The following is a 25,109-nucleotide window of genomic DNA, read 5'->3' as shown; positions in this document are numbered from 1 at the left end:
GGCACCGTATTGCTAGCCCGGGCAAGGTATGATACGCTACCGTATCAAAATTAAAAAGGCGGGAGCGAACGATGCGGACGGACGCGACCTATCGCGGCACGGTCTATCCGTGGCAGTGCGATCACGTCGGGCACATGACCATCGCCTACAAGCGCGAGCTATTGGCCGGGGACATCGTCGAGGTCAGGAGCCGGCGCTTGGAAATCCGCGACAGGTCGATCCGTTTCGTACACGAGATGCGCAACGGCGAAACCAGCGAGACCGCCGCGACCTGCGAATTCGTCGGCGTCCACATGGACCGGCAGACGCGGAAATCCGTGCCGTTCGCGCCCGCGATCCGTAGCGCGGCTGAAAAGCAACTCGATCCGGCGATGGCGTGAACCATGTCGCGCTTCGAGCCCAAGAACCCGGATTTCCGTGCGATCGCGATTCACACCTTCGAGCAGCAGCGGGCGATGAAGATGCTCGGCATTTCGATCGCGCGGATGGAGCCGGGCGAGGTCGATCTGGCGATGGACTATTCCGCCGAATTCACCCAGCAGCATGGCTTCATCCATGCCGGGATCATCAGCGCGGGCCTCGACAATGCCTGTGGCATCGCTGCGTTCACGCTGATGCCGGCGTCGACCGGAATTCTCACCGTCGAATTCAAGACCAACCTGCTGGCGCCCGCGCGCGGCCAGCGGTTCGCCTTCCGCGCCACGGTTATAAAACCCGGCCGTACACTCACGGTGTGCGAGGCCCGCGCCTATGCGGTGCATGACGGCGTCGAAACGCTGATCGCGACCATGAGCGGTACGTTGATGGCTCTGCCGTCCGGGATGAAGGGCAGCATATCCATGCCGACGTGAACCAGATCCGGCGAATATTCATGCTGCCGGTGTGGCGAAGTATGAAAGATTCTTCTATACTGCCACCGTGCAGCTGAGTCTTTCCACTTGATCATATCGACCACGCAAGGCGTGCTGGGGCTGGCGTCGGGGGCGCTGGTCGGGTTTTCGCTCGGCCTGGTCGGCGGTGGCGGCTCGATCCTCGCGGTGCCTCTGATGGTCTATGTCGTCGGCGTGCCCGAGCCTCATATGGCGATCGGCACCAGCGCGATCGCGGTGGCTGCGAACGCCGCGATCAACCTGTCCAACCATGCGCGCGGCGGTACCGTGATCTGGTCCTGCGCGCTGATCTTTGCCGCCAGCGGCATGGCCGGCGCTTTCGGCGGCTCGATTCTCGGCAAGATGGTCGACGGCCAAAAGCTGCTGGCGCTGTTTGCGCTGGTCATGATCGTCATCGCGCTGCTGATGCTGAAGACGCGGGCGCACGTCGGTCTGCCTGACGTGAAAGTCTCGATGTCGAACATGCCGGCGATCGTCGGCCTCGGCCTCGCGACCGGAACGATATCAGGCTTTTTCGGCATCGGCGGCGGCTTCCTGATCGTCCCGGCGCTGATGCTGGCGACCGGCATGCCGATCATGAACGCGGTCTCTTCTTCGCTGGTCGCGGTCACCGCGTTCGGCATGACGACGGCCGCGAGCTACGCGTGGTCCGGGCTGGTGTCGTGGGCGCTGGCGGGACTGTTCGTGGCGGGCGGTATTGCCGGCGGATTGGCCGGCACGCTATCGGCGCGGCACCTGGCGGCGCGTCGCGGCGCGCTCAATATCGTGTTCGCCGTGGTCATTATTGCGGTGGCGCTCTATATGCTGGCGCGTAACATATCCTTGTTCCTGGCGTAGACAGGGATGCAGTCTTTTCGCGAGATCCAGATGAAGCGACCGAACCACGCGGCCGGAACTGATCCGGGATACACACGGCGCAAGACGCTCGGCCTGCTCGGCGGCGTCACGCTGCTCGGCGCGGCATCGCGGCCGGCGTTCGCGCAGCGCAGCGACGACGTGCTCAACGAAGCGCTGGTGCTGCGCGATCCCGACGTGCCCGCGACCGGCAATCCCGATGGCGATATCGACATCGTCGAATGGTTCGACTACAATTGCCCGTATTGCCGCAAGATCGCACCCGAGATCCAGCAGGTGGTGCAGAACGACGGCAAGGTTCGCCGGGTGCTGAAGGACTGGCCGATTCTCGGCGACGTCTCGAAGTTCGGGGCGCGGATGGCGCTGGCGGCGAAGTATCAAAACAAGTACATGGCCGCGCATGATGTGATGATCGGCGTCAGCTCGAAACTGACCGAACCGCGCGTCCGCGAATTGCTGGCCGGCGCGGGCATCGACATGGATCGGCTGAACCGCGACGCCACCACCAACGCCAAGGCAATCGACGCCATCCTTGCCCGCAACCACGAACAGGCTGTGGCGTTCGGATTCAAGGGAACGCCGTCCTTCATCGTCGGCAAGTTCCGCGTGCCTGGAATCCTGACCATGGCGCAATTCGAAATGGCGATCGCCGACGCGCGCAAGGCGAAAAAGAGCAATTGACGGGCAGCAAAAACGCCGCCGTGAAACACGGCGGCGTCAGCTCTCGGCTTCTATCGATCGAATTACTGCGACGAAATCTTGACCCAGTCGTTCTGGGCGCGGTTCTTCAGCTTGTTCCAGTCGGCGGCCGCGACGTCCCAGTTGACGATCGTGCGGTTGGCCTGCGCGACCTGGCCGTTCGCGACGCTCGACGTCTGCATGGAATCATAGACATAAACGCCGCCGACCAGCAGCAGCGCACCCAAGATCATTCCGACAAACGTCTGCATGGTAATCCCTCCGTTGCGCCTGATAACGCGGTGTCAGAACGTTGGTTCCGCTGCCTACGACCGCACCTTGCCTGGCACCGGGCGAGGGGCGGCTGCAGGAGGAACGGCCGCCGTCGTCACCAGATTCAGCGATTTCAACTCTTCCGGCTTGAACACGAACAGCTTGTCGTGCGGCGTCTCCATCGCATGCACCCAGACCTGCAGGTTGATGCCCATGTCGCCGAGATGGCGCTGGCACCGCGCCGAGATGTTTTGCGCGACATTCATCTCGTCGCGGGGCACGGCGCCCGCATGGCCGACGGCCGCTACCTGATGGACGCCGAGGATCGCCTTGTCGCCGACGCGGCGCTCCACGCCGCCGGCAAACACCAGTGGGCAGGAGGAGGCGCAGTACTTTCCGGACTCGATCTCGGTGGCGAAATTCTTGTCGCGGATCAGTCGCCCCATCGCCAGCGCGTCGGTCACCGATCCGCCCGGGGAGTTCAGCACCACCGTCTTGATGTAGTCGCCGCGCTTGGCGATCTCGGCCGCGAATGCTTCGGAAATTCCCGGCGTGATGGTGCCGGTGGCCATCAGTCGGCCGCCGCCCACCAGTTCGAAAGTCATCGGTTTGGCCATCAAGCCGTCCGCCTGCGGCCGCGGCGTCAGGCGCTTATCGCCATCCGGGATCGCGGGAAGCGGGACCTGTGGCAGCAGGCTCGGCAGGTCGGGTGAAGGCGTATCACGCCGGACCTCGGCCGCCGGATCGGGCCTGCCGATCCATCCGTTCATGCCGGCCAGGTCGGCCGCCAGCGCGACGGCGGTGACCATGACGGCGCTGCGAAAGATCCAGCGCAAAACGGCCTCATCTGGATTGCCGCCGAGAAAAGCGTGAACGCGATCTTGAATTGCCGCCGACAGCTGCATGACGCGACCTATTTGGTGAGCCGTGCAGAGGACAACGGCGTGACGTTCTCATCGGGTGCGCTCGCAGTTTCGGCCGCCGGCGCGTCCGCAGGACCCTCGACGGCCTCGGCTGGCGGCACACGACGAGCGTCTTCGACCTCGCGCGCCATCTGCAAGGCGGCAACGAGTTCGCCCGCCGTCATGTCGGATGCACTGAAGGCAGGCAATCCCTCGCGCCGGATCGCGGCGTGCACCACGCACAGGATCAGCACCAGCACGGCCGGCATCAGGTCGATCGAGATCGCGCCGGCCCAGCTCGGAATGAAATCGCCGGCGTAACGCAGCACGGCTTCGGCGGGCGACATGGCCTGGAATCGAACGGGCTCGACGCGCGGCAATGCCAGGATCTTGTCGGCGGCTTCGGCAAGCGAAGCGGCCTGCGCCGTGATCGAGTTCTCGACCTTACCGACAACAGCGCTTTGCCGGTCGGCGAGGTCGGTGGTACGGCCACCCGCGGCCGGCGCGATGAAGCCCGACGACAACGACGTCGCGGCACGCTTGACGGCGGGAGCCACCGAGGTTTGCTGCAGATTGGTGATCACGCCGCTGAGCGCCAGCGATTCCGTAGCAAAGGCGTCGCTGCGCGTCGAGATCGGCCCACGGTCGGAGATCAGCTCGCGCATCTTTGCCAGATGCTTGCCGCCCTGTTCGAACAAGGCCGAGACGCGCTTGCCCGATGCCTGCACCTCCTGACCGAGGCTGTCGAGTTGCCCGGACATTTGCGTCAGTAGCTGGACGACCGTGCCGGATCCGGCGGTGCCGGTGAGGGAACCGGCGCGCTCGGCGTCGGCCAGCCTGGAAAATCGCGACGAAGCCAGCTGGATATCCGGCAGCAGCGCCTGCGCCGCGACGGCGTTGCTGTTGGCGGTGTCGAGATCGCGGGTGTAGTTCTGCACGGTGATCGCGAGATGCTGCTGGATCGCGGCTGCTCCCGCCAGCGCCGAAGCATTGAGCCATGACGACATCGCGACGATCATCAGCGATCCCAGCAGCATGCAGCCGAACATCAGCGCGCGCCCGGTGCGGTCGACCACATGCGGCATGAACTGCATCAGGAACACCCAGAAGGCATAGATGCCGACCGTCACGGCGACCGAATAGATCACGGCGGCGAAGAACACCGTGGTCGGGCTGCCGTTGAGCAATTCGCGGACGCCGAGATAGGTGTAGACGCCGGCGGCGAGCGCGAGGATCGCAGTCGTCAGCTTCAGCGTGGCTTCCAGGCGTGCGATGCCCTTCGAAAGCAGCATCGAATTGGAGGCGCGCGCGGTGGTCGCCGGAGCGGCAAGGCTGGTATTGGAGGGCATGACGTATCCTGTCGCGGTTCAATGAACCGTTCTGATCAACGCCCCCACGTTGTTTGCTAAGTCACTTACCGCGTAGAGATAAATTCGGACGGGATTGTGTCAAGCGGGTCCGCTTGGTTCCGCCGTGAGCCACTGCAGGATTTCCGCGTTCATCTCGCGCGGATAGGTGTGGCTGAGGTCGTCGAGTTCCCGATAGGTCACCTTGGCGCCGGCCGCCGACAGCGCATGGCTGGTCTGTCGCGCCACCTGCACCGGGAACATCCAGTCGAGCTGGCCATGGACGATATGAACGGGCAGGCCGCGCATGCGGTCGGCATCGGCCATTTCCACCATCAGCGGATGGAACGTCGCCGCGACTGGTGCCAGATGCGTAAACGGCGACGCGCTGTCGAAACCCGTCACGTAGCAGAAGGTGCCGCCGTCGCTCATGCCAGTCAGCAGCATTTTTGCCGGATCGACATTCCAGCGTGCCCGCACCGCTTCCAGGATATTGATCAGGTTCGGCGTATCGGTGTCGTCACCCATCAAGGCCCAGGTGCTGCCTGTGGCGGTCGGCGCCACCAGGATCGCGCCGCGGCTGCGGGCGTCGCGCAGCCAGCTCCAGAGGAAGCCGCGGCCGTTGCCGCTGCCGCCGTGCAGCGCCATCACCAGCGGCCAGGCGCGCTCGGGCGTGTAGTATTCCGGCACATAAAGCGAGAAGCCGCCGCGGCTGCCGGGTTCGTTGCGATTGTGGAATACGCCGGTGTTCTCATTGGCTGGCGCTGCCAGCCGCGCGGCGAGATCGGCGTCTTCGTGAAGGGCAGGATCGACGAAGAACTGGTTGACCGGCGGCAATCTTGCCGACAGCGTATAGAGCGCCTCCAGCGCGCGGGGGACGTAGCGCAGCGCGCGAAACAGGCTGACGAAATCGCCGCGGCCGTTTTGCACGACGCGCAAGCCCTCGAACGCGGCGAGCACGGCGTCGCTAGCGGTCTGAAGCGGCGTCCGGATGTGATCGAAATCCGCCGGCCATTGCGAAAGCCGCGGCAGGATGGCGCGCAAGTCCTGGTCCGGCGTGCCTGCCGTCTGCATCACGCGGTCGAAATCCGGCGGGTTCAAATAGCGCGCGATGAAGCCGAGCGATTCCAGCGACTGCAGCAGCGGCGGCAGCACCGCCACGATGTCGTCCACCACGGCCTCACTCATCGGGCGTACTCTACTTTCAATCGGGCCTGCTCAACGAAGCGGCGACGCGGCTCAGTGAAGCCGCGGCGCCTTCAACAGCTTGGCGCGGTCGGTCGAGCTCAGCACCACGTCGAAGGTGACGCCCTCGTGGTGGACGGTGAGCGGCACGTCGACGCCTGCGGTGCCGAGCGACCATAGTCCTCGGTAGAAGTCAGTCTGGCTGGTGACCTTGTCGCCGTTGAGCGCCAGGATGACGTCGCCGGTCTTCAGTTCGGCACGCGCGGCCGGTCCCTTGCTGGCGATGCCGACCACCACGAGGCGGTTGTCGATTTCAGTGGTGTACATGCCGAGCCACGGCCGCGCCGGCTTGTTGACGCGGCCGAATTTCCGGATGTCGTCGAGCACGGGTTTCAAGAGGTCGATCGGCACGATCATGTTGACGTGCTCGGCCTTGCCCGCGCGCTCGCGTTCGAGCTGCAGCGAGCCGATGCCGATCAGTTCGCCGCGGTTCGAGATCAGTCCTGCGCCACCCCAATTGGGATGCGCGGGGTGCGTGAAGATCGCCTCTTCCAGCAGATATTCCCAATAGCCGGCAAACTCCTGCTTGGCCGCGATCTGGCTGGCGACCGAGCGCGTCCGCCCGCCGGCGCCGCCGACCACCACGCGATCGCCGACCTGGGCCGCGGCGGAGGAGCCGAGCGGCAACGCCGCGAGATCGAGGTCACCAAGCGCCTGCACAAGGCCGAAGCCGGATTCGAAATCGAAGCCGAGCGCGTGGCCTTCCACGACACGGCCGTCGCCGCGATGCAGCCAGACGGTCTCGGCTTCGGTGATGAGATAACCGATCGTCAGCACCAGCCCGTCATCGATCACGACGCCATTGCCGGCGCGCTCGGTGCCGAGCGTCTCGGCGCTGTGGGCATCCGCCGGAATGATCGAATGCAGCCCGACCACCGACGACAGCACCTTGTCGAGGTCGAACGCGTAGTCGCCCGCACGCGGCTGGTTTGCGGACGGCACTTTCCATTCGGTCAAAGACGGCATCGAAGGGTCTCCTGGCGAGCCCGCGCGCCCTGGAGCAGGCGCGCTCATGAATTTCCTGACAATCTATGATGCAAACGGCCGTGTTGAAAGTGTCCCCTAAAATGGGCCGCAGCGCGACCCATAACGGGATAGATTCACAAGTGTTCCGCGGCCTTTTCGGATCGGCTGCTATTTTTTGGTCATTCCGCGCTGGCCCGTGACCGGGAGGGGATAATCCGGAAATCGCGGTTTTCTTTCAGCCAGCCGGCGCGTTCGTCGCGCAGCAGGGTGCGGCGGACTTTTCCGGAATCGTCGCGCAGGCCGACGCTCACGGTCTCGAAACTTTCCGGATGTTTGTAGCGGCTGAGCCGATCGGCGAGGAAGGCGGCCATGCCGTCGGCGACGGCTTGCACGTCGGTGCTGGGATCGAGTTCGAGAATGGCGTGCACGCGCTGTCCGAATTCCGGATCGGGCAGACCGACGACGACGCAGGAGCGCACTTCTGGATGCTCCGTCACCGCGGCCTCGACCTCCGCCGGGTAGATGTTCGCGCCGCCGCGCAAAATCATGTCGGCGAGGCGGTCGCCGAGATAGAGATAGCCGTCCGCATCCAGCCTTCCGATGTCGCCGAGCGATTCCCAGCCGTCGGCGCGGCGTTTCGGCTCCGCGCCGAGATAGTGATAGGTCGAGCCGGCCCCGTCATTGGGCAGGAAATAGATTTCACCGGTCTCGCCGGTCGGGACCTCGTTACCGTCTGCGCCGATGATGCGCAGGCGCGAGGTATCGCCGATCTTGCCGACCGAGCCGCGGTGTTCGAGCCATTCGACGCCCGATATGATGGTGGCGCCCTGCGCTTCGGTGCCGCCATAGAGTTCAAAGATGCGCTCGGGGCCCAGCCACTCGATCCATTTTTCCTTCAGCCAGGGCGGCATCGGCGCCGCCATGTGAAACACGATTTGAAGACTCGACAGGTCGTAGCGGTTGCGCACCGCGTCAGGCAGCGCCCAGATCCGGTGCATCATGGTGGGCACGAAATTGACCCACTGCACCCGGCTGGCCTCGATCAGGCGCAGGCATTCCTCGGCGTCGAATCTGACGAGGCCGGTGACACGCCCGCCATGGAACAGCGCGGTGTGCGAAACGATGAAGGGCGCGTTGTGGTAGAGCGGCCCGGGATTGAGCAGGGAAGCGCCGAGCGGCATGCCGAGCGCCGCGGGACCTGCGGTATCGATCACGGCGGGCCGGTGATCGAGGATCACCTTTGGCCGTCCTGTCGAGCCGCCCGATGTCATCGCCTTCCAGTAGCGCGCCACCGGGTTGTTGATCGGCTCGTCTGAAAAACCTTCCGGCACGAAATCGGCCGGCAGCGCATTCGGCGCATTCCAGTCCGGCTGGCCGCCGACCACCAGCGACGGCTTGAGGATGTCGAGCACCGCGGCGGCCTCGCCGCGGGGCAGCCGCCACGTCAGCGACGTCGGCGTCGCGCCGCATTTCCACACCGCGAACGTCGTCTCGAAAAACAGGTTGCTGTTGGGAAGCCCGATCGCGACGAAGTCGCCGGGCTTGACGCCTTTGGCGGCGAACGCGCGGGCGCGGCGGTTGGCGTTGCGTTCGAGCTGCTCCCAGGTCAGCGTGTCGGCGCCGTGGCTGAGCGCGATCGTATCGGGTGGTCTGCGTTCAGCATACCAGCGCGGGACGTCGCCGATCGGTATGAGCATATCTATCCTCCGCAATCCGGCTTTGATGCCGTTGTTGTTTGCAGAAGTGTTTTGGCCGAAGATGAGCGTGGCGTCGAGGGAGTATCAGCTCCGCCATTCCTCGAAATCTCGCTCGACCGCGGCGGCGGCGGTTTTGGCGGCCGCGTGCAGCCAGCCGTCCGGCCGCTTTTTCAGGTCGGCCACGATCGCGCGCTTGCCGCGCGCATCGGCTGCATGGATCGATGCCAGATCGAACCCCATCGCCCTCACCAGCTTGCGCCCCAGCTTCTTGCCGGGGCTGTTTCCGAGTTCGATCTTTTGGGCATCCGCGCCGATGCGGCGGAAGACATATTTGCCGTGCACGCGCAGAAACGGATCCGGGGCGCGGTAAGGCCCATCGGCCAGCTTTTCGAAGTTCGACCTGTCGTACCTGGTGCCGTGGGCCCAGTTCCATGCCGACGGCACCAGCGCCTTTGCCTCGCGCAACACCCGGCCCCCACGCCAATAGGCGACCGCCGCATAACGAGGCCGTCCGAGGCTGCCCATACCCTTCTTGAACAATTGGCTGAACTTGACGCTCGCTTTCTCGACGTCGTCAGGAAGATGCTGGATCAGGCCTTTCGCCGCCTCAGCCGGCGGCGTGGCTTCTGCGTAGTTCGAGACGTTGCGCCAGAATTATTCCGGTTCGTCCTTGTCCGGCTCGGCATAGTCACGCAGCCAGGTTTCTCCTTCGAACAGGAGCGCCGGCTGCGGCGTGTAAAGGCCTTCGTCGTAACCATCCAGCAGGTCTCTGGCCACCGCCTGGTGGCCGGCTTCGAGTTCGTCGGCAAGCCGGATGCTGGTGGCGAGGCGAACCAGGTCGAGGATGTAGGGCATCACGGCGGCTTCGTCGAAATCGTTGACGCCCCAGACCAGCCGGCCGTCCTCGTCGCGCCACGTTCCGAAATTCTCCGCATGCAGGTCGCCGACGGCCAGCACCTGCGGCGCATCCATCAGCTCGGGGCACCATTTTCCGATCTTCCGGGCCCAGCGAAAATACGTCGCGCGCAGGAAGATGAACGCGCTCTCCTTCATCTGACGGTGCTTGTAGTGGATATCCTCTTCGACGACGTCGCAGTGCTCGGCCAGCCAGGCTTCGAAGTCGTCATTGTCCTTGCGGAAAGACATTGGGGGGACCTCGGGGGGCGTCATCGGGCAATTCGATTGATGATCTAGACTATCTCAGGATGCATTCGGCAGGAATACTCGGACTGAGCAGAAAATGACGCGGGCCGGCGGAGCTAGGCGTGGAGGTCGACAAGGATCAACAAGGTGCTGGTCGCCAATCCCGCTGCGGGAACCCACATCGGCACGAGCAACGCGCCCGATGCGGGTGTCTTCTCCATGACCTTGATGCGGATGAGCGCGACATTGACGAACGCAAAGATGCCGAGCGTCAGCCGCGACGTCCATTCGGCCAGTCCCGTCAGCGGGACGCCGAGCGCCAGGATCAGGATGGCCGCGATCCCGATGCTGGTCGCGATGACCGGAGCGCCGTTCCGGCGATTGACCGTCGCGAGGAACGCAGGAAGATTTCCCTGTCCGGCGAGGCCATAGACCACGCGACCGATCATGATCATATGGACGATGATGCCGTTGACGGTGGCGACGATGGCGATCGCGCTCAACACCTCCAGGGGCAATCCGGTCAGCCGCTGAAACACCAGCGCAAGCGGGGCCGGCGATCTGGCCAGCTCCGCCGGTGGCACGGCGATTACCGCGATCCAGGCCACGACGGCGTAGAGCAGCGCGGTGACCGCAAGCGTGATGAACAGCGCCCAGGGCAGCGTGTGCCGCGGATTCCTCATCTCCTCGGAAATGTTCACCAGATGCTCGAATCCGATAAAGGCGAAGACGGCAAGCAGCGTGGTTTGCGCGACGCCGCTCCAGGCCGACCGATCGTCGATGGCCGGCCAGAGTTCCGGCAGTCGCGAGACCAGGGGGCCACTGTCGAACAGGGCGGCTGCGACGATCAGGAGCAGCCCGCCGATTTCGACCACCGTCATCAGCCCCGCGAAGCTGATGGATTGCACCGCGGAAAGGCATGCGATGGCGCCCATCGTCAGCACGACGGCGGTGATGATCCAGGGCGCTGGAAGCGGAATAAATACGCCGAGATATCCCGCACTCCCCACGGTGATGGTCGCTCCGGAAATGGCGGCGGCGCCGACCACGAGCAGTCCCACTGCGCCGCTGAGCCATTTCCGATTGAACGCGGCCTGGATGTAGGCGGCTTCGCTGGCTGCGACCGGCATCCTGGTGCCCAGTTCGGCAAACGACGCCGCGGTCATTCCCATCACGATCGCTGCGGCGACAAACGCCAGCGGCGCGTGCATGCCGCTGCGTCCGGCCGCGGCCCCGACGAGCACGTAGATTCCGGCGCCGATCGTCACGCCGAGTCCGTAGAGAACGGCGTGGGTCAGCGTTAGCGATCGGATCAGCTGTGGGGGATGGGGCCGTGCATTCTCAGCGGGCGGTCCTTGCCCGCTTGCATCGGTTCTGGCGTCTGTCATAGCCGCTCGTTAACGCGGGAAAATAGGGAGGTGGCGGCTGCGCAGCAGGTCGCACGAACGTCCTACGGTCCGTCGCCTCTGTAGCCCGCATGAGCTCTTGCGATATGCGGGACCGGTGCCCGCGGCATCCCGCATGTCGCAAACGCTCATGCGGGCTACATTCCTTCTAGCGCTCTACGGATCGAGCTCGGTATCCCAATAAAGATAATCCAGCCAGCTGTCATGCAGATAGTTCGGGGGAAACAGCCGCCCGTTGCGATGCAGCTGGTGCACCGTCGGAGCGAACGGCGCCTGCCGCGGGAACATCTTGGCCTGTTGCGGCGTCAGATTGCCCTTGCGCAGGTTGCACGGCGAGCAGGCCGCGACGACGTTTTCCCAGGTGGTCTGGCCGCCCTTGCTGCGCGGGATGATGTGATCGAAGGTGAGGTCGTCATGCGCGTGGCAGTATTGGCAGACGAAGCGGTCGCGCAGGAAGACGTTGAAGCGGGTGAAGGCGGGGTGCGTGGTCGGTTTGACGAAAGACTTCAGCGACACCACGCTTGGAAGCTGGATTTCGAAGCTCGGGCTGTGCACCGCGCGGTCGTAGTGCTCGACGATGTTGACGCGATCGAGGAACACCGCCTTGATCGCGTCCTGCCACGACCAGAGAGACAGCGGGTAATAACTCAGCGGCCGGAAATCCGCGTTCAGCACCAGCACCGGCCAACCGCCCTGCGAGACATGTGCGTTCAAGTAACGCTCCTGACCCCCATGTTAGCTGCGAAGCAGCATGTACCCTGCATACTACAGGCAGCGTGACGGGATTGTGAAGAGCATTCCGGGGCTTATCCCGCAAGTCGGCAGCCCGTGGGCCCCGGAGAATCGGTCGGTTCCGTGGCCCTTACAGGGCAGGATTTCACGTTCAATCGGTCGTGATGGTAGTTGCGGTCGATGATTCGCTGCTTGGCGCCTGCTAGATCTTCTCCAGCTTCTGCAGGCAGCGGCTCACCCGAACTTCCTGCGGCATCGGCGTGTCCGGGAAGCTGGTCTTCCAGTCGGTGACGCCGACCTCGCCGACATAGATGTCGCCCTTCGAATCCATCGCGATGCCGTGCGGTGCAAGGAATTTGCCGGCCTCCAGCCCCGGGCCGTTCTCGCCGCCGAGCCGGGCGATGCGGTTGCCCTTGGAATCGACGATCGAGAGCCGCGGGCCGAGATTGGGCACCTTGCGGTTGACCGCGAGGCCCGGGCCGAGTTCGCCGATGATGAAGGTCGCCTGCTTGCCGCCGCAGCGGCACAGCGCGCAGGGCCGGTGCAAATTGTTCCACTGCGTCTCGTATTTGCCGTTGCCGTCGAATACCTGCACGCGGTGGTTCTCGCGGTCGGCGACATAGACCCAGCCGTCGGCATCGGTGGCAATATTGTGCACGATGTTGAACTGGCCGGGATCGGTGCCGGGCTCACCCCAGGTTTTCAAGAGCTTGCCGTCCGGCGAGTATTTGTGGACGCAGGCATTGCCGTAGCCGTCGGAAACATAGATCTCGCCCTTCGGCGACAGCGCGGTGTGGGTGCAGCGGTGGAACGGCTCGCCGCTCATGAACGGCGCGGGCTTGTTCGGGATGCCGATCGTCAGCAGCACCTTGCCGTCGGTGGTGCACTTGCGCACGGTGTGGTCGCCATCGTCGGTGCAGTACAGATTGTCGTCGGCGTCGATGTGCAGGCCGTGCGCGCGGCTGAACAGGCCTTCGCCCCAGCTCTTCAGGAAATTGCCCTCGCGATCCAGCACCACCATCGGGTGGTCGCCGCGGTTGAAGACGTAGATGCGGTCCTTGCTGTCGACCGCGACGGAAGCGGCGTCGGTCAGGCTCCAGCCGTCGGGCAGTTTCGCCCAGTTTTCGACGACGCGGTAACGGTGCTCGCCCGAGCCGAGAATAGCAGGCATGTGTGTCTCCCGATGATACTGTTGATTAGGCCATCGCCGCTTGCGGGCCGACATTGCGCGCCAGCAATCCTTCCTCGATCGCCTTGATCTGCAGCGCGAGGTGTTTCGAGCCGATCCGGCATTGCGCGAGGCCGCCGGCGATCAGCCAGAGGCCGGGCTGGCCGGTGCGGGTGTACATGTTGCGCAGTTCCTGTTCCTCGCCAAAACCCCAGATGGTGCCGACGCGCTTCTCGACCGCTTCGCCGAACAGCTTTCGCACCAGCTCTTCCTGCTTCTTGTAGCCGGTTGCGAGCACGACGAGGTCGGCGGCGATGACCTCGCCGTCCTTCATCTTCGCGCCATCGGCCGTGAACATGTCGAGATCGGCGAATTGTCGGAGCGCGATCGCGCCCTTGATGATGAGATCGGAGCAGCCGACGTTGAAATAATAACCGCCGCCGCGGGTGAGGTATTTGAACTGCCAGCCGGTGTTGTCCTCGCCGTAATCGAGCTTGAAGCCGGCGCGCGCCAGGCCGTCGAGCAATTCCTGGTCCAGCGCCTTCGATTTCTCGCCGGTCAGCCGATGGCTCTTGCGCGCCAGCTGCAGCGGCATCGAGGTCGCGATCAGGTCGTTGTCCTCGAGCGTGCCCTCGTTGTAGGGCGCGTAGACCAGTTGCGCCGACGGCTCGATGCTGACCACCAGCGTGGACGAGCGCTGGAACATGGTAACGCCGGCGCCGCTGGAATGCAGATCCTGTGCGATGTCGTGGCCACTGTTGCCGGTGCCGATCACGATGGCGCGCTTGCCCTTCCAGTTCTCGCCGTCGTCATACGCGCTGGAATGCATCACCTTGCCAGAAAAATCCTTCAGCCCGGCGATCTCGGGCACGCTCGGAATGCCGCTGACGCCGGTCGCCAGCACGACATGGCGCGGATGCATCGTGCGTTTCGTGCCGTCGGCGCGACGCAGCGTCACCGTCCAGCGCCCCTCCTTCTCGTCGTAGCTGCCGCCCTCGAACTCGGTCTCGGTCCAGAAGTTCAACTCCATGGCCTCGACATAGGCTTCGAACCAGTTGGCGAGCTTGTCCTTGGGGATGTAGGTCGGCCAGTTCGGCGGGAACAGCATGTAGGGCAGGTGATTGACCTGCACCTGGTTATGCAGCGTCAGCGCGTGATAACGCTTGCGCCAATTGTCGCCGATCCGCTTTTCGCGATCGACGATCAACGTATCGACGTTCAGTTGTTTCAGCCGCGCGGCGATCGAAAGCCCGGACTGGCCGCCGCCGATCACGAGCACAGTCGGATCGCGGTCGGCATAGCCTGCGGAAGCGTTGCGGAGATCGAGCCAGTTCGGCCCGCGGAAATCTCGCGAATAGGCGCTGCCGCGCGGCCGGTTGACGCCGAGCTGTTCCTCAAACCCTTTCAGTTCGCCAAGTTCGGTCAGCAGCGTCCAGGCTTTCAGGCCGTTGCCATCGGCTTCGTCAGGAATCAGCCGGATGATGCCGCTGCCGCGCCCGACGTTGGTCTCGAACTTGAAGATCGCTTCGGTCGCATCGGTGCCCGCGCGCATCACCTTGCGCGGCGCGGCCCGGTCGGGGTCCACAGCAAAACCGCTCGGCGCCATGCTGCGCGCCAGCTGCGGCAGCGCCTCTATGATGGCGTCTCTGCCGTTGAGCGTCTGGATGTTCCAGCTCAGCGCCAGCACGTCGCGCCAGTAGCTGTCGGGATGGAATAGATCCTTCAGCGCGCCGTCGTCCGGCTTCCCCAGCGCCTCTTCGAACCGGCCAAGCCAATTGTCGGCGGCCACCGAAATGTCGTCCGTCCTGTCGAGCATGCGCGTTTCCCTTCGACCGCCGTCTTCGCAGCAGTTCCTCGGCAAAAGCCTATACCTATTCGGGAGGTCGCCGAAAGGGCGGGAATGGGATGCCGCCTATTCCGTTAGCGCGAATGTTCGCGCTTCGTCCGCCCCGCCGTCATTGCCTGCGACAAACGCGAAGCGTTTGCGCAAGCAAGCGTAGCGACGAAGCAATCCATCTACCCCCGCGCGGAGAGTTGGATTGCTTCGCTTCGCTCGCAATGACGCGGCGGGTGCAGAATTTTGTCGCTCACGCCATCGCCCGCAGCTTCCCTTCCGCATACAGATCGCGCAGCTTGCGCTTGAAGATCTTGCCGGTGGCCTCGCGCGGCATCGCGTCCAGGAACTGGATGTCCTTTGGCACCTTGAAATTGGCCAGCTTGCCGCGCAGAAAGTCCTGCACCGCCCCTGCCGACAGCGCCGCATCCGCTTCCGGTTCGATGCAGGCGAACAGCCGCTCGCCGAATTCGTCGTCGGGCACGCCGAACACCGCGCAGTCGCGCACGCCGTCCATGCCGATCAGCGCGTTCTCGATTTCCGCCGGATAGATGTTGACGCCGCCCGAGATCACCATGTCGCGCTTGCGGTCGCACAGGAACAGATAGCCGTCCTTGTCGAGGTAGCCGACGTCGCCGACGCTGACGAGGCCGTCACGGCCGGCCTCGGCGCGGGCCTCGGCCTTGCCGTGATAGTCGAAGTCCGGAACGGAAACCTGCCGCATGAAGATTTCCCCGGGCTCGTCGACCTCGCACAGCGACCCGTCGGGGCGGAAGATTTTCACGATGCCGCCCTCGATGGCGCGGCCGACGGTGCCGGGTTTCGCCAGCGCCTCCTCGGCGGAATGCCACACCGGGATGCCGGTTTCGGTCGAGCCGAAATATTCGTTGATGACCGGCCCCCACCACGCGATCATGGCGCGCTTGACCTGCGGCGGGCAGGGCGCCGCGCCATGCACGATGAAGCGCAGCGACGACAAATCGTAACGGCGCTTGACGTCATCCGGCAGCCGCAGCAGGCGGACGAACATCGTCGGCACCATGTGCTGGTGGGTGATGCGATGGCGTTCGATCAGCTGCAGCATGTCCTCGGGGTCGAAGCGCGGCTCCAGCACGATGGTGCAGCCGCTGCGGAACGCCAGCATGCCGTAGGAGTTCGGCGCCGAATGGTACATCGGTCCGTTCATCAGGATGACCTGGTCCTCGTTCGGCTTGACGCCATAGGCGATGCCGCCGACCCGCGCCGCAGCCGCGGCCTGTTCGGGACGCATCGGCTTGCGGCGCACGCCCTTGGGCAGGCCTGTGGTGCCTGAGGTGTAGAACATCGGCGCGCTGCCGATCGGTGCTTCCTGCGACGGCGCATGCGTGTCGCGCCAGACGTCCCAATTCGTCATGCCGTCGGGGACCGCCGTCAGTGCAGGCGCGACGCCGAACGCCGCCGCGATCTCCGGCGGCGTCGTCACCACCAAGAGCCGCACGTCGGCGGGCAGGCCGTCGCTGATCTGCGGCAACAGGTCGGCATGGCAGACCAGGATCTTGGCGCCGCTGTCGGCCAGGATGTAGGCGACTTCCTCGGCCTTCAGGTGCCAGTTGATTGGCACCACCGGGCTGCCCAGCGCCGCCGCGCCGGCAGAGACTTCGAAGAACGCAAAATCATTGCGCAGCATCATGCCGACGGGCGTGCCGCCGCCGAGGCCGAGCGACTTGAACCCCGTTGCCGCCCGCGCGATGCGGGCGTGGATCTCAGGGTAGCTGATCCGGCGCTCGCCGCTGATGATCGATGTCACTTCGTCCTCCCGACTCTCTTCTTTCAGAGTAGCCCTAGCGATCGTCCAAAATCTCGCCGAAGGCCACCCAGCTCTTGCCGTCGAAGCGGCGCAGCCGCAACTGCTGGAACGGCAGGTAATCCTCGGAATCGGTCGATACCGTGATGCCCGGCAGCAACAGCGGCAGCGGCACTTCCTTGAGCGACGCCGCCTGCTTCATGATGTTGGCCCGGCTGAAGTCGCCGTTGCAGGCCTTCAGCACCTTCACCATCAGCGTCGCATATTGAAAGCCGGCCGCGTAGTTCGAATTGGAGAGGTCGGCGTTGGGCATATGCTGCTTCATGAACGCAAAGTATTCCTTCACGCCTTCATCGTTGGCCCATTGCGCATCCAGCGTGTCCTTCTGGTTGCTGGACGAGATCAGGCCAACCGCATTGTCGAGGCCGGCCGGCTCGAGGAACGAGATCGAGGAGGCGGAGGTCGGCACGAACAGCATGTCCGGCTTCCAGTTGATCTCCGCGACGCCCTTGATCATCTGCGACGTGAACTTGCCGAGCACGACGCCGAACATGACGTTGGCGCCGGACGCCTTTAGAGTCGCGAGTTGCGAACTGATGGTCGGCGCTGATGTCTCGTAGCTGGCTTCCGACACGATCATGCTGGCGGCCTTGTCGCCAAGCCCGCGCTTGAAGCCGGCGACATAGTCGCGGCCGAAATCGTCGTTCTGGGCGAGAATGGCGATTTTTGCGTCAGGCTTGGTCTGCAGGATGTGCTTGGCGTAGATCACGCCCTCGGACTGGTAGGTCGCCATGCCCGGCATGGTCCACGGCGCATTCTTCGGGTCGGCCCATTTGGTCGCGCCGCTGAGCACGAACAGCTGCGGCACCTTCTTGCTGTTGAGATAGCGATGCACGGCGTTGTTGGTGGCGGTTCCGAGCGAGTTGAACGTCAGGAGAACCTCGTCCTGCTCGACTAGCTTGCGGGTCTGCTCGACGGTCTTGGGCGGCGAATAGGCGTCGTCGAGGCTGATGAACTTGATCTTGCGGCCGTTGATGCCGCCCTCGGTGTTGATCTTCTCGAAATAGGCTTCCTGTGCCCGGCCGATGATGCCGAAGCCGGAAGCCGGGCCGCTGTAGGGCAGCGTCTGCCCGATGCGGATTTCCTTGGTGTCGTCGGCGACAGCCGCGGCACTTCCCAGCAGCGCGCATGCGATCGTCAATATGGGTCGCGACAGCCTCATTTTCCTATCCCTCTGTTTTATATTTGTTTGTCGTCGATGTAGGTCGCGCCGGTCAGGCGCGCGCCCGCCTTAGAAAATCGCTGCTGGCGTCGGTAAACTCGGCCTTCAGCCGCTCGACCAGTTCGGCGACCGGCGGTGCATCCGATATCTGGCCGATGCCCTGGCCGGAGCCCCAGATGTCGCGCCATGCCTTCGACTTCATGTTGCCGCCGGAGCCGAAATTCATCTTCGACTTGTCGCTTTCCGGCAGGTTGGCGGGATCGAGCCCGGCGGCTGCGATCGAGGGGCCGAGATAGTTGCCGTGCACGCCGGTGAACAGGTTGGAGTAAACGATATCGTTGGCGGCGTGCGCGACCAGCGCCGCCTTGTAGGCCGGATCAGCGTTGGCTTCCGCGGTCGCGATGAAGCGCGTGCCCATGTAGGCCATGTCGGCGCCGAGCGCGAGCGCGGACGCGATGCCCCAGCCGTCGGAGATCGCGCCGGACAAGAGCACGGTGCCCTTGAACCACTGCTTGACCTCGCGCAGCAGCGCGAACGGCGACAGCGTGCCGGCATGGCCGCCGGCGCCGGCGCACACCAGAATGAGACCGTCGACGCCGTTCTCGGCCGCCTTGCGCGCGTGCTTGACGTTGATGACGTCGTGAAACACCACGCCGCCATAGGAATGCGCGGCCTCGACCACCTCGACCGGCGGCCGCAGCGAGGTGATGATGACCGGCACCTTGTGCTTGACGCAGATTTCCATGTCCTTCATCAGCCGGTCGTTGGAAGCGTGGCAGATCTGGTTGACCGCATAGGGCGCGACCTTCTTCTCCGGATGCAGCGCCTTGTACTCGCCGAGCTCGTTTTCGATTCTGCTCAGCCATTCGTCGAGCTTTTCGACGGGACGCGCGTTCAGCGCCGGGAACGAGCCGACGATGCCGGCCTTGCACTGGGCGATCACGAGTTCGGGCCCGGACACGATGAATAGCGGCGAGCCGACGACGGGAAGTTCGAGCGAATTGGCAAGCGAAGCGGGCAGCGGCATTGTCTTCCTCCTCTATCGCGCAGGCGGGTCAGGCCAGGCGCGCATCCATTGATGTTGGCTTGGGCGCTTCAGCCCGGCGGAGCCGCTGGCCTGCGCTTGTTGGTAGCCATTATAGGGGTGGACGGCGCACCCTGGCCGTTCAATATTGAACAGATGATTTGTCAGAAATAAACAGGGTGAGGATGGACTGGGACCTGTGCAAGAGCTTCGTCGCCGTCGCCGAGACCGGCAGCTTCGCCGCCGCGGCGCGTCGTTTGCGCTCCAGCCACCCGACGGTCGGCCGCAAGATCGCCGAGCTGGAAACCCAGCTCGGTGTTCCCCTGTTCGCCCGCTCCACCGAGGGTCTTTCGCTGACCGCGCAGGGCCGCAAGTTTCGCGAACACGTCGATGCGATGGCTGCGGCGGCGCTGCGGGCGGAGGCGGCGGTGTCGGCGACCGGCGCGCAGGCGCGCGGCATCGTCAAGCTGTCGATCGGCTCGACGCTCGCCTCGCACTGGCTGATGCCGAAACTCGGTCCGTTCCTGCGCGGGCACGATCATATCCAGCTCGAGATCATCACCCATCCCTATCCGGCCAGCGTGCGCCGGCGCGAGGCCGATGTCGTGCTGCGCCCGGTGGACAGCGGCGAGGAGAATCTGATCGGCCGCAAGATCGGCCGGCTCGGCACCGGCTTCTACGCCTCGCGGGATTACGCCGCGCGGCACAGGCTCCCCGAACGGCGGGACGAATGGAAAGGCCACAGCGTGATCGGCTTCGCCGACCGGCTGTCGAACGAGCGGCTGGCACGCTGGAGCGATGCGATCACGCGGCAGGGCGCGACGGTGATGCGCTGCTCCTCGCAGGGCGACATGCTCGCCGCGGCGCGCGCGGGCCTCGGCATCTCGACGCTGTCCTGCTTTGTCGCAACGGCCTATCCGGATCTCGTCCGCGTCGCGCCGCAAAAACTTGCCAGCGTGGCCGACCTCTGGCTGCTGGCGCATCCCGACCTGGTCGACCTCCCCGCGGTGCGCGCGGTGATCGATTTCGTCACGGCTTCCGCGCGCGAGGACCGGCTGCGGCTGCGGGGCTGATCTTATCCGCCAGCACGCCCGCGCGCCCCTTCAGCACGTGATAATAGCTCCACCACAGATGCGCCGCGGCGCCGCGCAGCGGTCGCCACGGCTCGGCGAGTGGCGCCATTTGCTTGATCGTCGGGCGCGCCGGCAGGCCAAGGCCGACCTTGATCGCTTCCTGGATCGCGATATCGCCGGCTGGCCAGGCGTCGCCATGGCCGAGGCAGAACAGCAGATAGACGTCGGCCGTCCACGGGCCGATGCCGTGCAGCGCCGTTAGTGTGTTATGCGCGGCGTCGGCGTCCTCTTCGGCCAGCACGTCGAGGTTCAGCCGCTCGGCGGCCAGTTCGCGCGCGATGTTTTTCAGCGTCTTGATTTTTGCGGCCGAAAGGCCGAGCCGGCCAAGGCGATCCGCGCGGGTTTTGCGGATGACCTCATGATCGAACGGGTCGAACGCCGCGGTGAGGCGCCCCCAGATCGCCGAGGCGCTCGCGGTCGAGAGCTGCTGTCCGGTGACGATGGCCGCCAGCCCGGCAAAGCCCGGCTCGCGCTGCCGCAGCGCCGGCATGCCCGTCCGCTCGAAAATCGGCTTCAGCCGGGTGTCTTGCTTGACCAGCGCGTGGATGGCGTCGTCGAGATCGGACTGGCTGCTGAGGTGGATGGTCATTGGAAATATCGGCTCACCAGGTTGTCATGCGCGGGCTTGACCCGCGCATTCATCTCCTATCGTAACAGAGCCCTTGGTCAGTTAGATGGATGCCCGGGTCAAGCCCGGGCATGACGGTCCTATCTCATGCCGCCGCCCGTTTTTCGCTTCGCGCCGAGTCCGAACGGCTACCTCCATCTCGGCCACGCCTATTCGGCGTTGCTGAACTTCGACCTGGCAAGTCAGCAAGGAGGCCGGTTCCTGCTGCGGATCGAGGACATCGACGTCACGAGATGCCGGCCCGAATTCGAGGCTGCGATCTACGAAGACCTCGCCTGGCTCGGAATCTCCTGGGAAACGCCGGTGCGCCGGCAATCGGAACATTTTGCGCGCTACCGCGAGGCGGTCGAGGGATTGTCGGCGCAAGGCCTGATCTATCCGAGCTTTGAAAGCCGCGCGGAAATCACCCGCCTGGTCGCGGAGCGCGAGGCTGTCGCGCCATGGCCGCGCGATCCGGACGGAGCGCCGCTCTATCCGGGCGTGGCGAAATCGCTGTCGCTCGAGCAGCGGCAACAGTTGATCGCGCAAGGCGCCCCTTACGCGTTGCGGCTCGACATCGAGGCGGCGCTCGCGCGCACGACAGACTTGGCCTGGCGCGAGGAAGGCGCGGGGCCCGGCGGCGAACACGGGTTCGTGAATGCATCGCCGCAAGCTTGGGGCGACGTTATCCTGGCGCGCAAGGAGACGCCGACCAGCTATCATTTGTCCGTCGTGATCGACGACGCCTTGCAGAGCGTGACCCACGTGGTGCGGGGCCGCGACCTGTTCTGGTCGACCAGCGTGCATCGGCTGTTGCAGCAGTTGCTTGGTATCCCACGACCGGTCTATCGGCATCACCGGCTGATCGAGGATGCGTCAGGGCATAAGCTCTCAAAGTCGACGCAAGCGACGGCCTTGCGCGAATTGCGTCGGCAAGGTGTCACGGCTGCCGAGGTTCGCCGTCTTGTCGGATTGCCCGACGGCTCCCGTACTACTACTGGGGGTTGTTGAAAACGTCTCCGTGACATCGGCTGCCATCGCGTGTCATGCTATTGATGGTACAGGAAGGGGGACCATGGCGGCCAAACGGCGCTCCCGGCGCACCACAGGGGCAGCAAAGAAGCGGCGCGTGAAAAAGCGTATATCCAGCGCCGCCGCAAGCGTGCGCGCTGTCCGCAAATCCGCGGCCACCGGCTCCAGTATGGTCGAGGCTGCGTTGGCGGTTTTTGCGCACGAGGTCCGTACGCCGCTCACCGGAATCCTGGCGATCAGCAATCTGCTTGCGACGTCCGATCTCGACGAGCGCGAACGACGCTGGGTCGACACCATCAAGGCGGGCGCGGAACATCTGGCCAGCCTTGCGACGCTGTTTGTCGACGCGGCGCGGAGCGGCGGCCCCGGGCTCGCGGTGCGGCAGGATTTCTTCGACCTGCGAACGCTGGCCCGCAATGCCGGCGATTCGCTGACCGGCCGGGCAGCCGCCAAGGGCCTGCAATCCTCCGTTGTCATCTCCGACAAGCTGCCGGCGTTTGCGATCGGCGATCCCGTCCGCCTGCGCGCCGCGGTGGAGAACCTGATCGACAATGCCGTGAAATTCACCGAACAGGGCGACGTCGCCCTCCAGGTCACGGTGCTGCGCAGCCCGAAAGGCAAGGTCGCCGTGGCCTTCGAGGTTTCCGACAGCGGGATCGGCGTCAAGCTCAGTGAAGTCAAGCGCCTGTTCCGGCCGTTCTCGCAGGCCAATGTCTCCGTCGCATCGCGCTTCGGCGGCGCCGGCCTCGGATTGTCGTCGGTCAGGCAACTGGCCCGCGCCATGGGCGGCGACGTCACCGTGTCGCAACGCCGTGGCGGCGGAACCACTTTCACCTTCAACGTGGTGATGGCGGCGTCAAAGGACGCGCCGATGGCGCCGCCCGGCACCGATATCGACGAATCTCCCGGTTCAGTGCGGCCATTGCGTCTGCTCAGCGTCGAAGACAACCCGTTCGGCCGCGTCGTGCTCAATGCGATCCTGACCGAACTCGGTCACCAGGCCGAGTTCATCGGCCAGGGCGAGGCGGCGCCCGCGCGGCTCGCGCATGGCACATACGACGCCGTGCTGATGGACATGGTGCTGCCGGGGATCGGTGGCATCGAAGCGATCAGCCGAATTCGCGCGCTTCAGCCGCCGCTCGGGCGGATTCCGATCATCGGCATATCCGGCCGCAGCGAGGACGAGGCGGCATCGCGCGCCGCCGGCGCCGACACCTTTCTGGTCAAACCTGTGTCTCCGCGCGCTTTGGCGACGGCGCTGCATGAGGCGACTTCGCCTTCGGCGACTGCGACTTCATGATGGCGGCGTTCAGTTCGCCGCCGTAGACGAAGATCGCGGCGATGAAATACAGAAACACCAGCGCGATAATCACCGAGGCAAGCCCCGCATACATCGTCACGTAGTTGCTGGCGAAGCGCGCCAGATACTGGCCGAACACGATGCCTGAGATCAGCGAGGCCACCATCGTGAAGACGATGCCCGGAACGATCTGCAGGAATCTCCGCCTTCCGCAGGGCAGCCAGGCATGCAACACGAACAGCGCCACGATCATCGCCGTGATCGTGATGCCGTAGCGGGCGAAAAACAGCACCCCCTCGTTGCTCTCGACGAAGAATGGAATGTGCCTCCGCGCGGTCTCCAGGATCAGCGGCCCCAGCACGATCAGGAACGACATCAGCAGCGAGGTGACCGCGGCGACCAGCGTATAGCCGATCGATTCCAGCCGCAGCCAGTACCACGCCCGCGGTTCGACCACCGAATAGGCGCGGTTGAGCGCGACCCGCAGCGCCTCGACGCCGTTGGAGGCGAAATAGACCGCGAGCACTGCGCCGACGGTCAGGATGTCGCCGCGTGTCGTGGTCAGCACGTCGTGGATTTCGCTGGACAGCGCGTCCGCCACCTGTTGTGGCCAGATCTCCAGCAGCAGCTGCGCGGCCTGGTCGGCGAGTTCCTTGGAGCCGAAAAAGCCGGCCAGCGACGTCAGCACGATCAGGAACGGGAACAGCGCCATCAGCGTCGACAGCGCGATATGGCTGGCGATCGCCCATCCGTCATCGGCCAGGAAGGTGTAGAACGCCTCCATCGCGACGAGATAGACGTAGCGAACGAACCTCACATCTCACCTCGACCGGGTATGGCGGCTGGTCCGGGAATCCGGGCCTGAATCGGATATTACCGGATTAAGGGCCAGATCGTCGATTGGTTGCGCGCGGGATGTGCAAGTGGGTTTGAACGTGTGGAAGTTGGCGCTTGCCGGTGTTATGTAGCGCCGATGGCATCCATTCTGAGTTCGATCGTACTTCCCATCGGTGTTGCAGCGGTGGCCATCGTCCTGTTGCTCGGCCTCATCAACATGATGCGGGGCGGTTCGCCGAGCCGCTCGCAGAACCTGATGCGGCTTCGGGTGCTGCTGCAATTCATCGTCGTCGTGATCGTGATGTTCACGGTCTGGGTGATGGGCAAATAGGGCAAGATAAAGGGACGCCAATGGTCGTACTCAACCGCATCTACACCAAGACCGGCGACGACGGCACGACGTCGCTCGGCAGCGGCGAACGCCGTCCGAAATACGATCTGCGCATCTCGGCCTACGGCACGGTCGACGAGACTAACGCAGCCATCGGTGTGGTGCGGCTGCATCTGGCCGGGGCGCGCGAAATCGATGCGATGCTGGCACGGATCCAGAACGATCTGTTCGATCTCGGCGCCGACCTCGCGGTGCCCCAGCGCGACGGCAAGGCCGAGCGGTTGCGGATGCTGGCAAGCCAGGTCGAACGGCTCGAGCGCGATATCGATAGCCTGAACGAGCCGCTGGCGCCGCTGACCTCGTTCGTCCTGCCCGGCGGCACTCCCGGCGCCGCATACCTGCACCTCGCCCGCACCATATGCCGCAGGGCGGAACGGATCATGGTGGAACTCGCCGTCAACCCCGAGGAGCCGGTCAGCGGGGCCGCCATTCAATACATGAACCGCCTGTCAGATTTCCTGTTCGTCGCCAGCCGCTACCTCAACGATAAGGGGGCCGGGGACGTGTTGTGGGTACCGGGGCAGAACCGTTAAGGTACTCTCGTTCGGGAGGCCGTTTTTTGGCTTTCGCGCGTTGACCGCCGATAGCGGGGCCATTAGGTTCCGCGCCCAAGCCGATAGCTAGCTAATTGCAAGCCATTAACCC

The 25,109-nt window shown here is 64.6% G+C and carries 26 protein-coding genes; 9 read left to right on the top strand and 17 right to left on the bottom strand.

Annotated features, from left to right (window positions below; genetic code table 11):
- The first annotated feature begins 71 nt into the window (after window positions 1-71).
- From QUH67_RS31620 to QUH67_RS31605, 4 genes are all read left to right on the top strand, one after another.
- Window positions 72-380, top strand: coding sequence for an acyl-CoA thioesterase (locus QUH67_RS31620; RefSeq protein ID WP_300943597.1), 309 nt, complete (start codon window positions 72-74; stop codon window positions 378-380).
- Between the two features lie 3 nt (window positions 381-383).
- Window positions 384-851: a PaaI family thioesterase gene (locus QUH67_RS31615; protein ID WP_300943595.1), complete on the top strand. Its 468-nt coding sequence runs from the start codon at window positions 384-386 to the stop codon at window positions 849-851.
- Between the two features lie 90 nt (window positions 852-941).
- Window positions 942-1,727, top strand: coding sequence for a sulfite exporter TauE/SafE family protein (locus QUH67_RS31610; RefSeq protein ID WP_300948241.1), 786 nt, complete (start codon window positions 942-944; stop codon window positions 1,725-1,727).
- 30 nt (window positions 1,728-1,757) lie between these two features.
- Window positions 1,758-2,426, top strand: a complete 669-nt coding sequence (locus QUH67_RS31605) for a DsbA family protein (protein WP_300943593.1) — start codon at window positions 1,758-1,760, stop codon at window positions 2,424-2,426.
- Between the two features lie 62 nt (window positions 2,427-2,488).
- Here QUH67_RS31605 and QUH67_RS31600 read toward each other — a convergent pair whose 3' ends face one another.
- The 15 genes from QUH67_RS31600 to QUH67_RS31530 all read right to left on the bottom strand — a co-directional run bounded on the left by QUH67_RS31600 (window position 2,489) and on the right by QUH67_RS31530 (window position 19,167).
- Window positions 2,489-2,695: a hypothetical protein gene (locus tag QUH67_RS31600; protein ID WP_300943591.1), complete on the bottom strand. Its 207-nt coding sequence runs from the start codon at window positions 2,693-2,695 to the stop codon at window positions 2,489-2,491.
- A gap of 54 nt (window positions 2,696-2,749) precedes the next feature.
- Window positions 2,750-3,601, bottom strand: coding sequence for a COG3904 family protein (locus tag QUH67_RS31595; RefSeq protein WP_300943589.1), 852 nt, complete (start codon window positions 3,599-3,601; stop codon window positions 2,750-2,752).
- Window positions 3,602-3,609: 8 nt separating this feature from the next.
- A complete protein-coding gene (locus QUH67_RS31590) occupies window positions 3,610-4,947 on the bottom strand; it encodes a hypothetical protein (protein ID WP_300943587.1) in 1,338 nt (445 codons plus the stop codon).
- Between the two features lie 99 nt (window positions 4,948-5,046).
- A complete protein-coding gene (locus QUH67_RS31585; protein ID WP_300943585.1) occupies window positions 5,047-6,132 on the bottom strand; it encodes a carboxylesterase family protein in 1,086 nt (361 codons plus the stop codon).
- 51 nt (window positions 6,133-6,183) lie between these two features.
- Window positions 6,184-7,155 carry a S1C family serine protease gene (locus QUH67_RS31580; RefSeq protein WP_300943583.1) on the bottom strand — a complete coding sequence of 324 codons (972 nt, stop codon included), beginning with the start codon at window positions 7,153-7,155 and terminating at the stop codon, window positions 6,184-6,186.
- A gap of 179 nt (window positions 7,156-7,334) precedes the next feature.
- Window positions 7,335-8,852 carry an AMP-binding protein gene (locus tag QUH67_RS31575; RefSeq protein WP_300943581.1) on the bottom strand — a complete coding sequence of 506 codons (1,518 nt, stop codon included), beginning with the start codon at window positions 8,850-8,852 and terminating at the stop codon, window positions 7,335-7,337.
- Window positions 8,853-8,936: 84 nt separating this feature from the next.
- Complete coding sequence (locus QUH67_RS31570; protein WP_300943579.1) at window positions 8,937-9,392, bottom strand: DUF2252 family protein; 456 nt, start codon at window positions 9,390-9,392, stop codon at window positions 8,937-8,939.
- 114 nt (window positions 9,393-9,506) lie between these two features.
- Window positions 9,507-9,998: a DUF2252 family protein gene (locus QUH67_RS31565; RefSeq protein WP_300943577.1), complete on the bottom strand. Its 492-nt coding sequence runs from the start codon at window positions 9,996-9,998 to the stop codon at window positions 9,507-9,509.
- Window positions 9,999-10,111: 113 nt separating this feature from the next.
- Complete coding sequence (locus QUH67_RS31560; protein ID WP_300943575.1) at window positions 10,112-11,383, bottom strand: APC family permease; 1,272 nt, start codon at window positions 11,381-11,383, stop codon at window positions 10,112-10,114.
- 174 nt (window positions 11,384-11,557) lie between these two features.
- Entirely contained in the window at window positions 11,558-12,115 is a 558-nt protein-coding gene (locus tag QUH67_RS31555) for an HNH endonuclease (protein ID WP_300943573.1), read from the bottom strand.
- A gap of 220 nt (window positions 12,116-12,335) precedes the next feature.
- Window positions 12,336-13,304 carry a peptidyl-alpha-hydroxyglycine alpha-amidating lyase family protein gene (locus QUH67_RS31550; RefSeq protein WP_300943571.1) on the bottom strand — a complete coding sequence of 323 codons (969 nt, stop codon included), beginning with the start codon at window positions 13,302-13,304 and terminating at the stop codon, window positions 12,336-12,338.
- A gap of 25 nt (window positions 13,305-13,329) precedes the next feature.
- The gene (locus QUH67_RS31545; protein ID WP_300943569.1) at window positions 13,330-15,117 is read right to left on the bottom strand and encodes an NAD(P)/FAD-dependent oxidoreductase; all 1,788 of its coding nucleotides are present in this window, start codon (window positions 15,115-15,117) and stop codon (window positions 13,330-13,332) included.
- Between the two features lie 271 nt (window positions 15,118-15,388).
- A complete protein-coding gene (locus QUH67_RS31540) occupies window positions 15,389-16,921 on the bottom strand; it encodes an acyl-CoA synthetase (RefSeq protein ID WP_300943567.1) in 1,533 nt (510 codons plus the stop codon).
- 34 nt (window positions 16,922-16,955) lie between these two features.
- Window positions 16,956-18,140: an ABC transporter substrate-binding protein gene (locus QUH67_RS31535; protein WP_300943565.1), complete on the bottom strand. Its 1,185-nt coding sequence runs from the start codon at window positions 18,138-18,140 to the stop codon at window positions 16,956-16,958.
- 52 nt (window positions 18,141-18,192) lie between these two features.
- Window positions 18,193-19,167: an NAD(P)H-dependent flavin oxidoreductase gene (locus QUH67_RS31530; protein ID WP_300943563.1), complete on the bottom strand. Its 975-nt coding sequence runs from the start codon at window positions 19,165-19,167 to the stop codon at window positions 18,193-18,195.
- A 182-nt stretch (window positions 19,168-19,349) separates the two neighbouring features.
- Between QUH67_RS31530 and QUH67_RS31525 the strand changes: the two genes are divergently transcribed.
- Window positions 19,350-20,237 (top strand): LysR family transcriptional regulator, encoded by an 888-nt coding sequence (locus QUH67_RS31525; protein WP_300943561.1) that lies wholly within the window; start codon window positions 19,350-19,352, stop codon window positions 20,235-20,237.
- Here QUH67_RS31525 and QUH67_RS31520 read toward each other — a convergent pair.
- A complete protein-coding gene (locus tag QUH67_RS31520; protein ID WP_300943559.1) occupies window positions 20,194-20,886 on the bottom strand; it encodes a DNA-3-methyladenine glycosylase family protein in 693 nt (230 codons plus the stop codon). The genes QUH67_RS31525 and QUH67_RS31520 overlap by 44 nt on opposite strands.
- Before the next feature lie 126 nt (window positions 20,887-21,012).
- On the opposite strand from QUH67_RS31520, the gene gluQRS reads away from it, so the two are divergent.
- Together gluQRS and QUH67_RS31510 are read left to right on the top strand one after the other, a co-directional pair.
- A complete protein-coding gene (gene gluQRS, locus QUH67_RS31515; protein WP_300943557.1) occupies window positions 21,013-21,915 on the top strand; it encodes a tRNA glutamyl-Q(34) synthetase GluQRS in 903 nt (300 codons plus the stop codon).
- 64 nt (window positions 21,916-21,979) lie between these two features.
- The gene (locus QUH67_RS31510; RefSeq protein ID WP_407080372.1) at window positions 21,980-23,236 is read left to right on the top strand and encodes an ATP-binding protein; all 1,257 of its coding nucleotides are present in this window, start codon (window positions 21,980-21,982) and stop codon (window positions 23,234-23,236) included.
- On the opposite strand, the gene QUH67_RS31505 is transcribed toward QUH67_RS31510, so the two are convergent.
- The gene (locus tag QUH67_RS31505) at window positions 23,160-24,020 is read right to left on the bottom strand and encodes a YihY/virulence factor BrkB family protein (protein ID WP_407080490.1); all 861 of its coding nucleotides are present in this window, start codon (window positions 24,018-24,020) and stop codon (window positions 23,160-23,162) included. The two genes, QUH67_RS31510 and QUH67_RS31505, sit on opposite strands and share 77 nt — an antisense overlap.
- A gap of 189 nt (window positions 24,021-24,209) precedes the next feature.
- Here QUH67_RS31505 and QUH67_RS31500 point away from each other — a divergent pair, with 189 nt between their 5' ends.
- Together QUH67_RS31500 and QUH67_RS31495 are read left to right on the top strand one after the other, a co-directional pair.
- On the top strand, window positions 24,210-24,404 hold the full coding sequence (locus QUH67_RS31500; protein ID WP_300943553.1) for a twin transmembrane helix small protein: 195 nt from the start codon (window positions 24,210-24,212) through the stop codon (window positions 24,402-24,404).
- Between the two features lie 20 nt (window positions 24,405-24,424).
- Complete coding sequence (locus QUH67_RS31495; protein WP_300943551.1) at window positions 24,425-24,997, top strand: cob(I)yrinic acid a,c-diamide adenosyltransferase; 573 nt, start codon at window positions 24,425-24,427, stop codon at window positions 24,995-24,997.
- The last annotated feature ends 112 nt before the right edge of the window (window positions 24,998-25,109 follow it).

Source organism: Bradyrhizobium roseum (genome assembly GCF_030413175.1).
Lineage (GTDB): Bacteria > Pseudomonadota > Alphaproteobacteria > Rhizobiales > Xanthobacteraceae > Bradyrhizobium > Bradyrhizobium roseum.
This window is presented reverse-complemented; position numbering and strand designations above follow the sequence as displayed.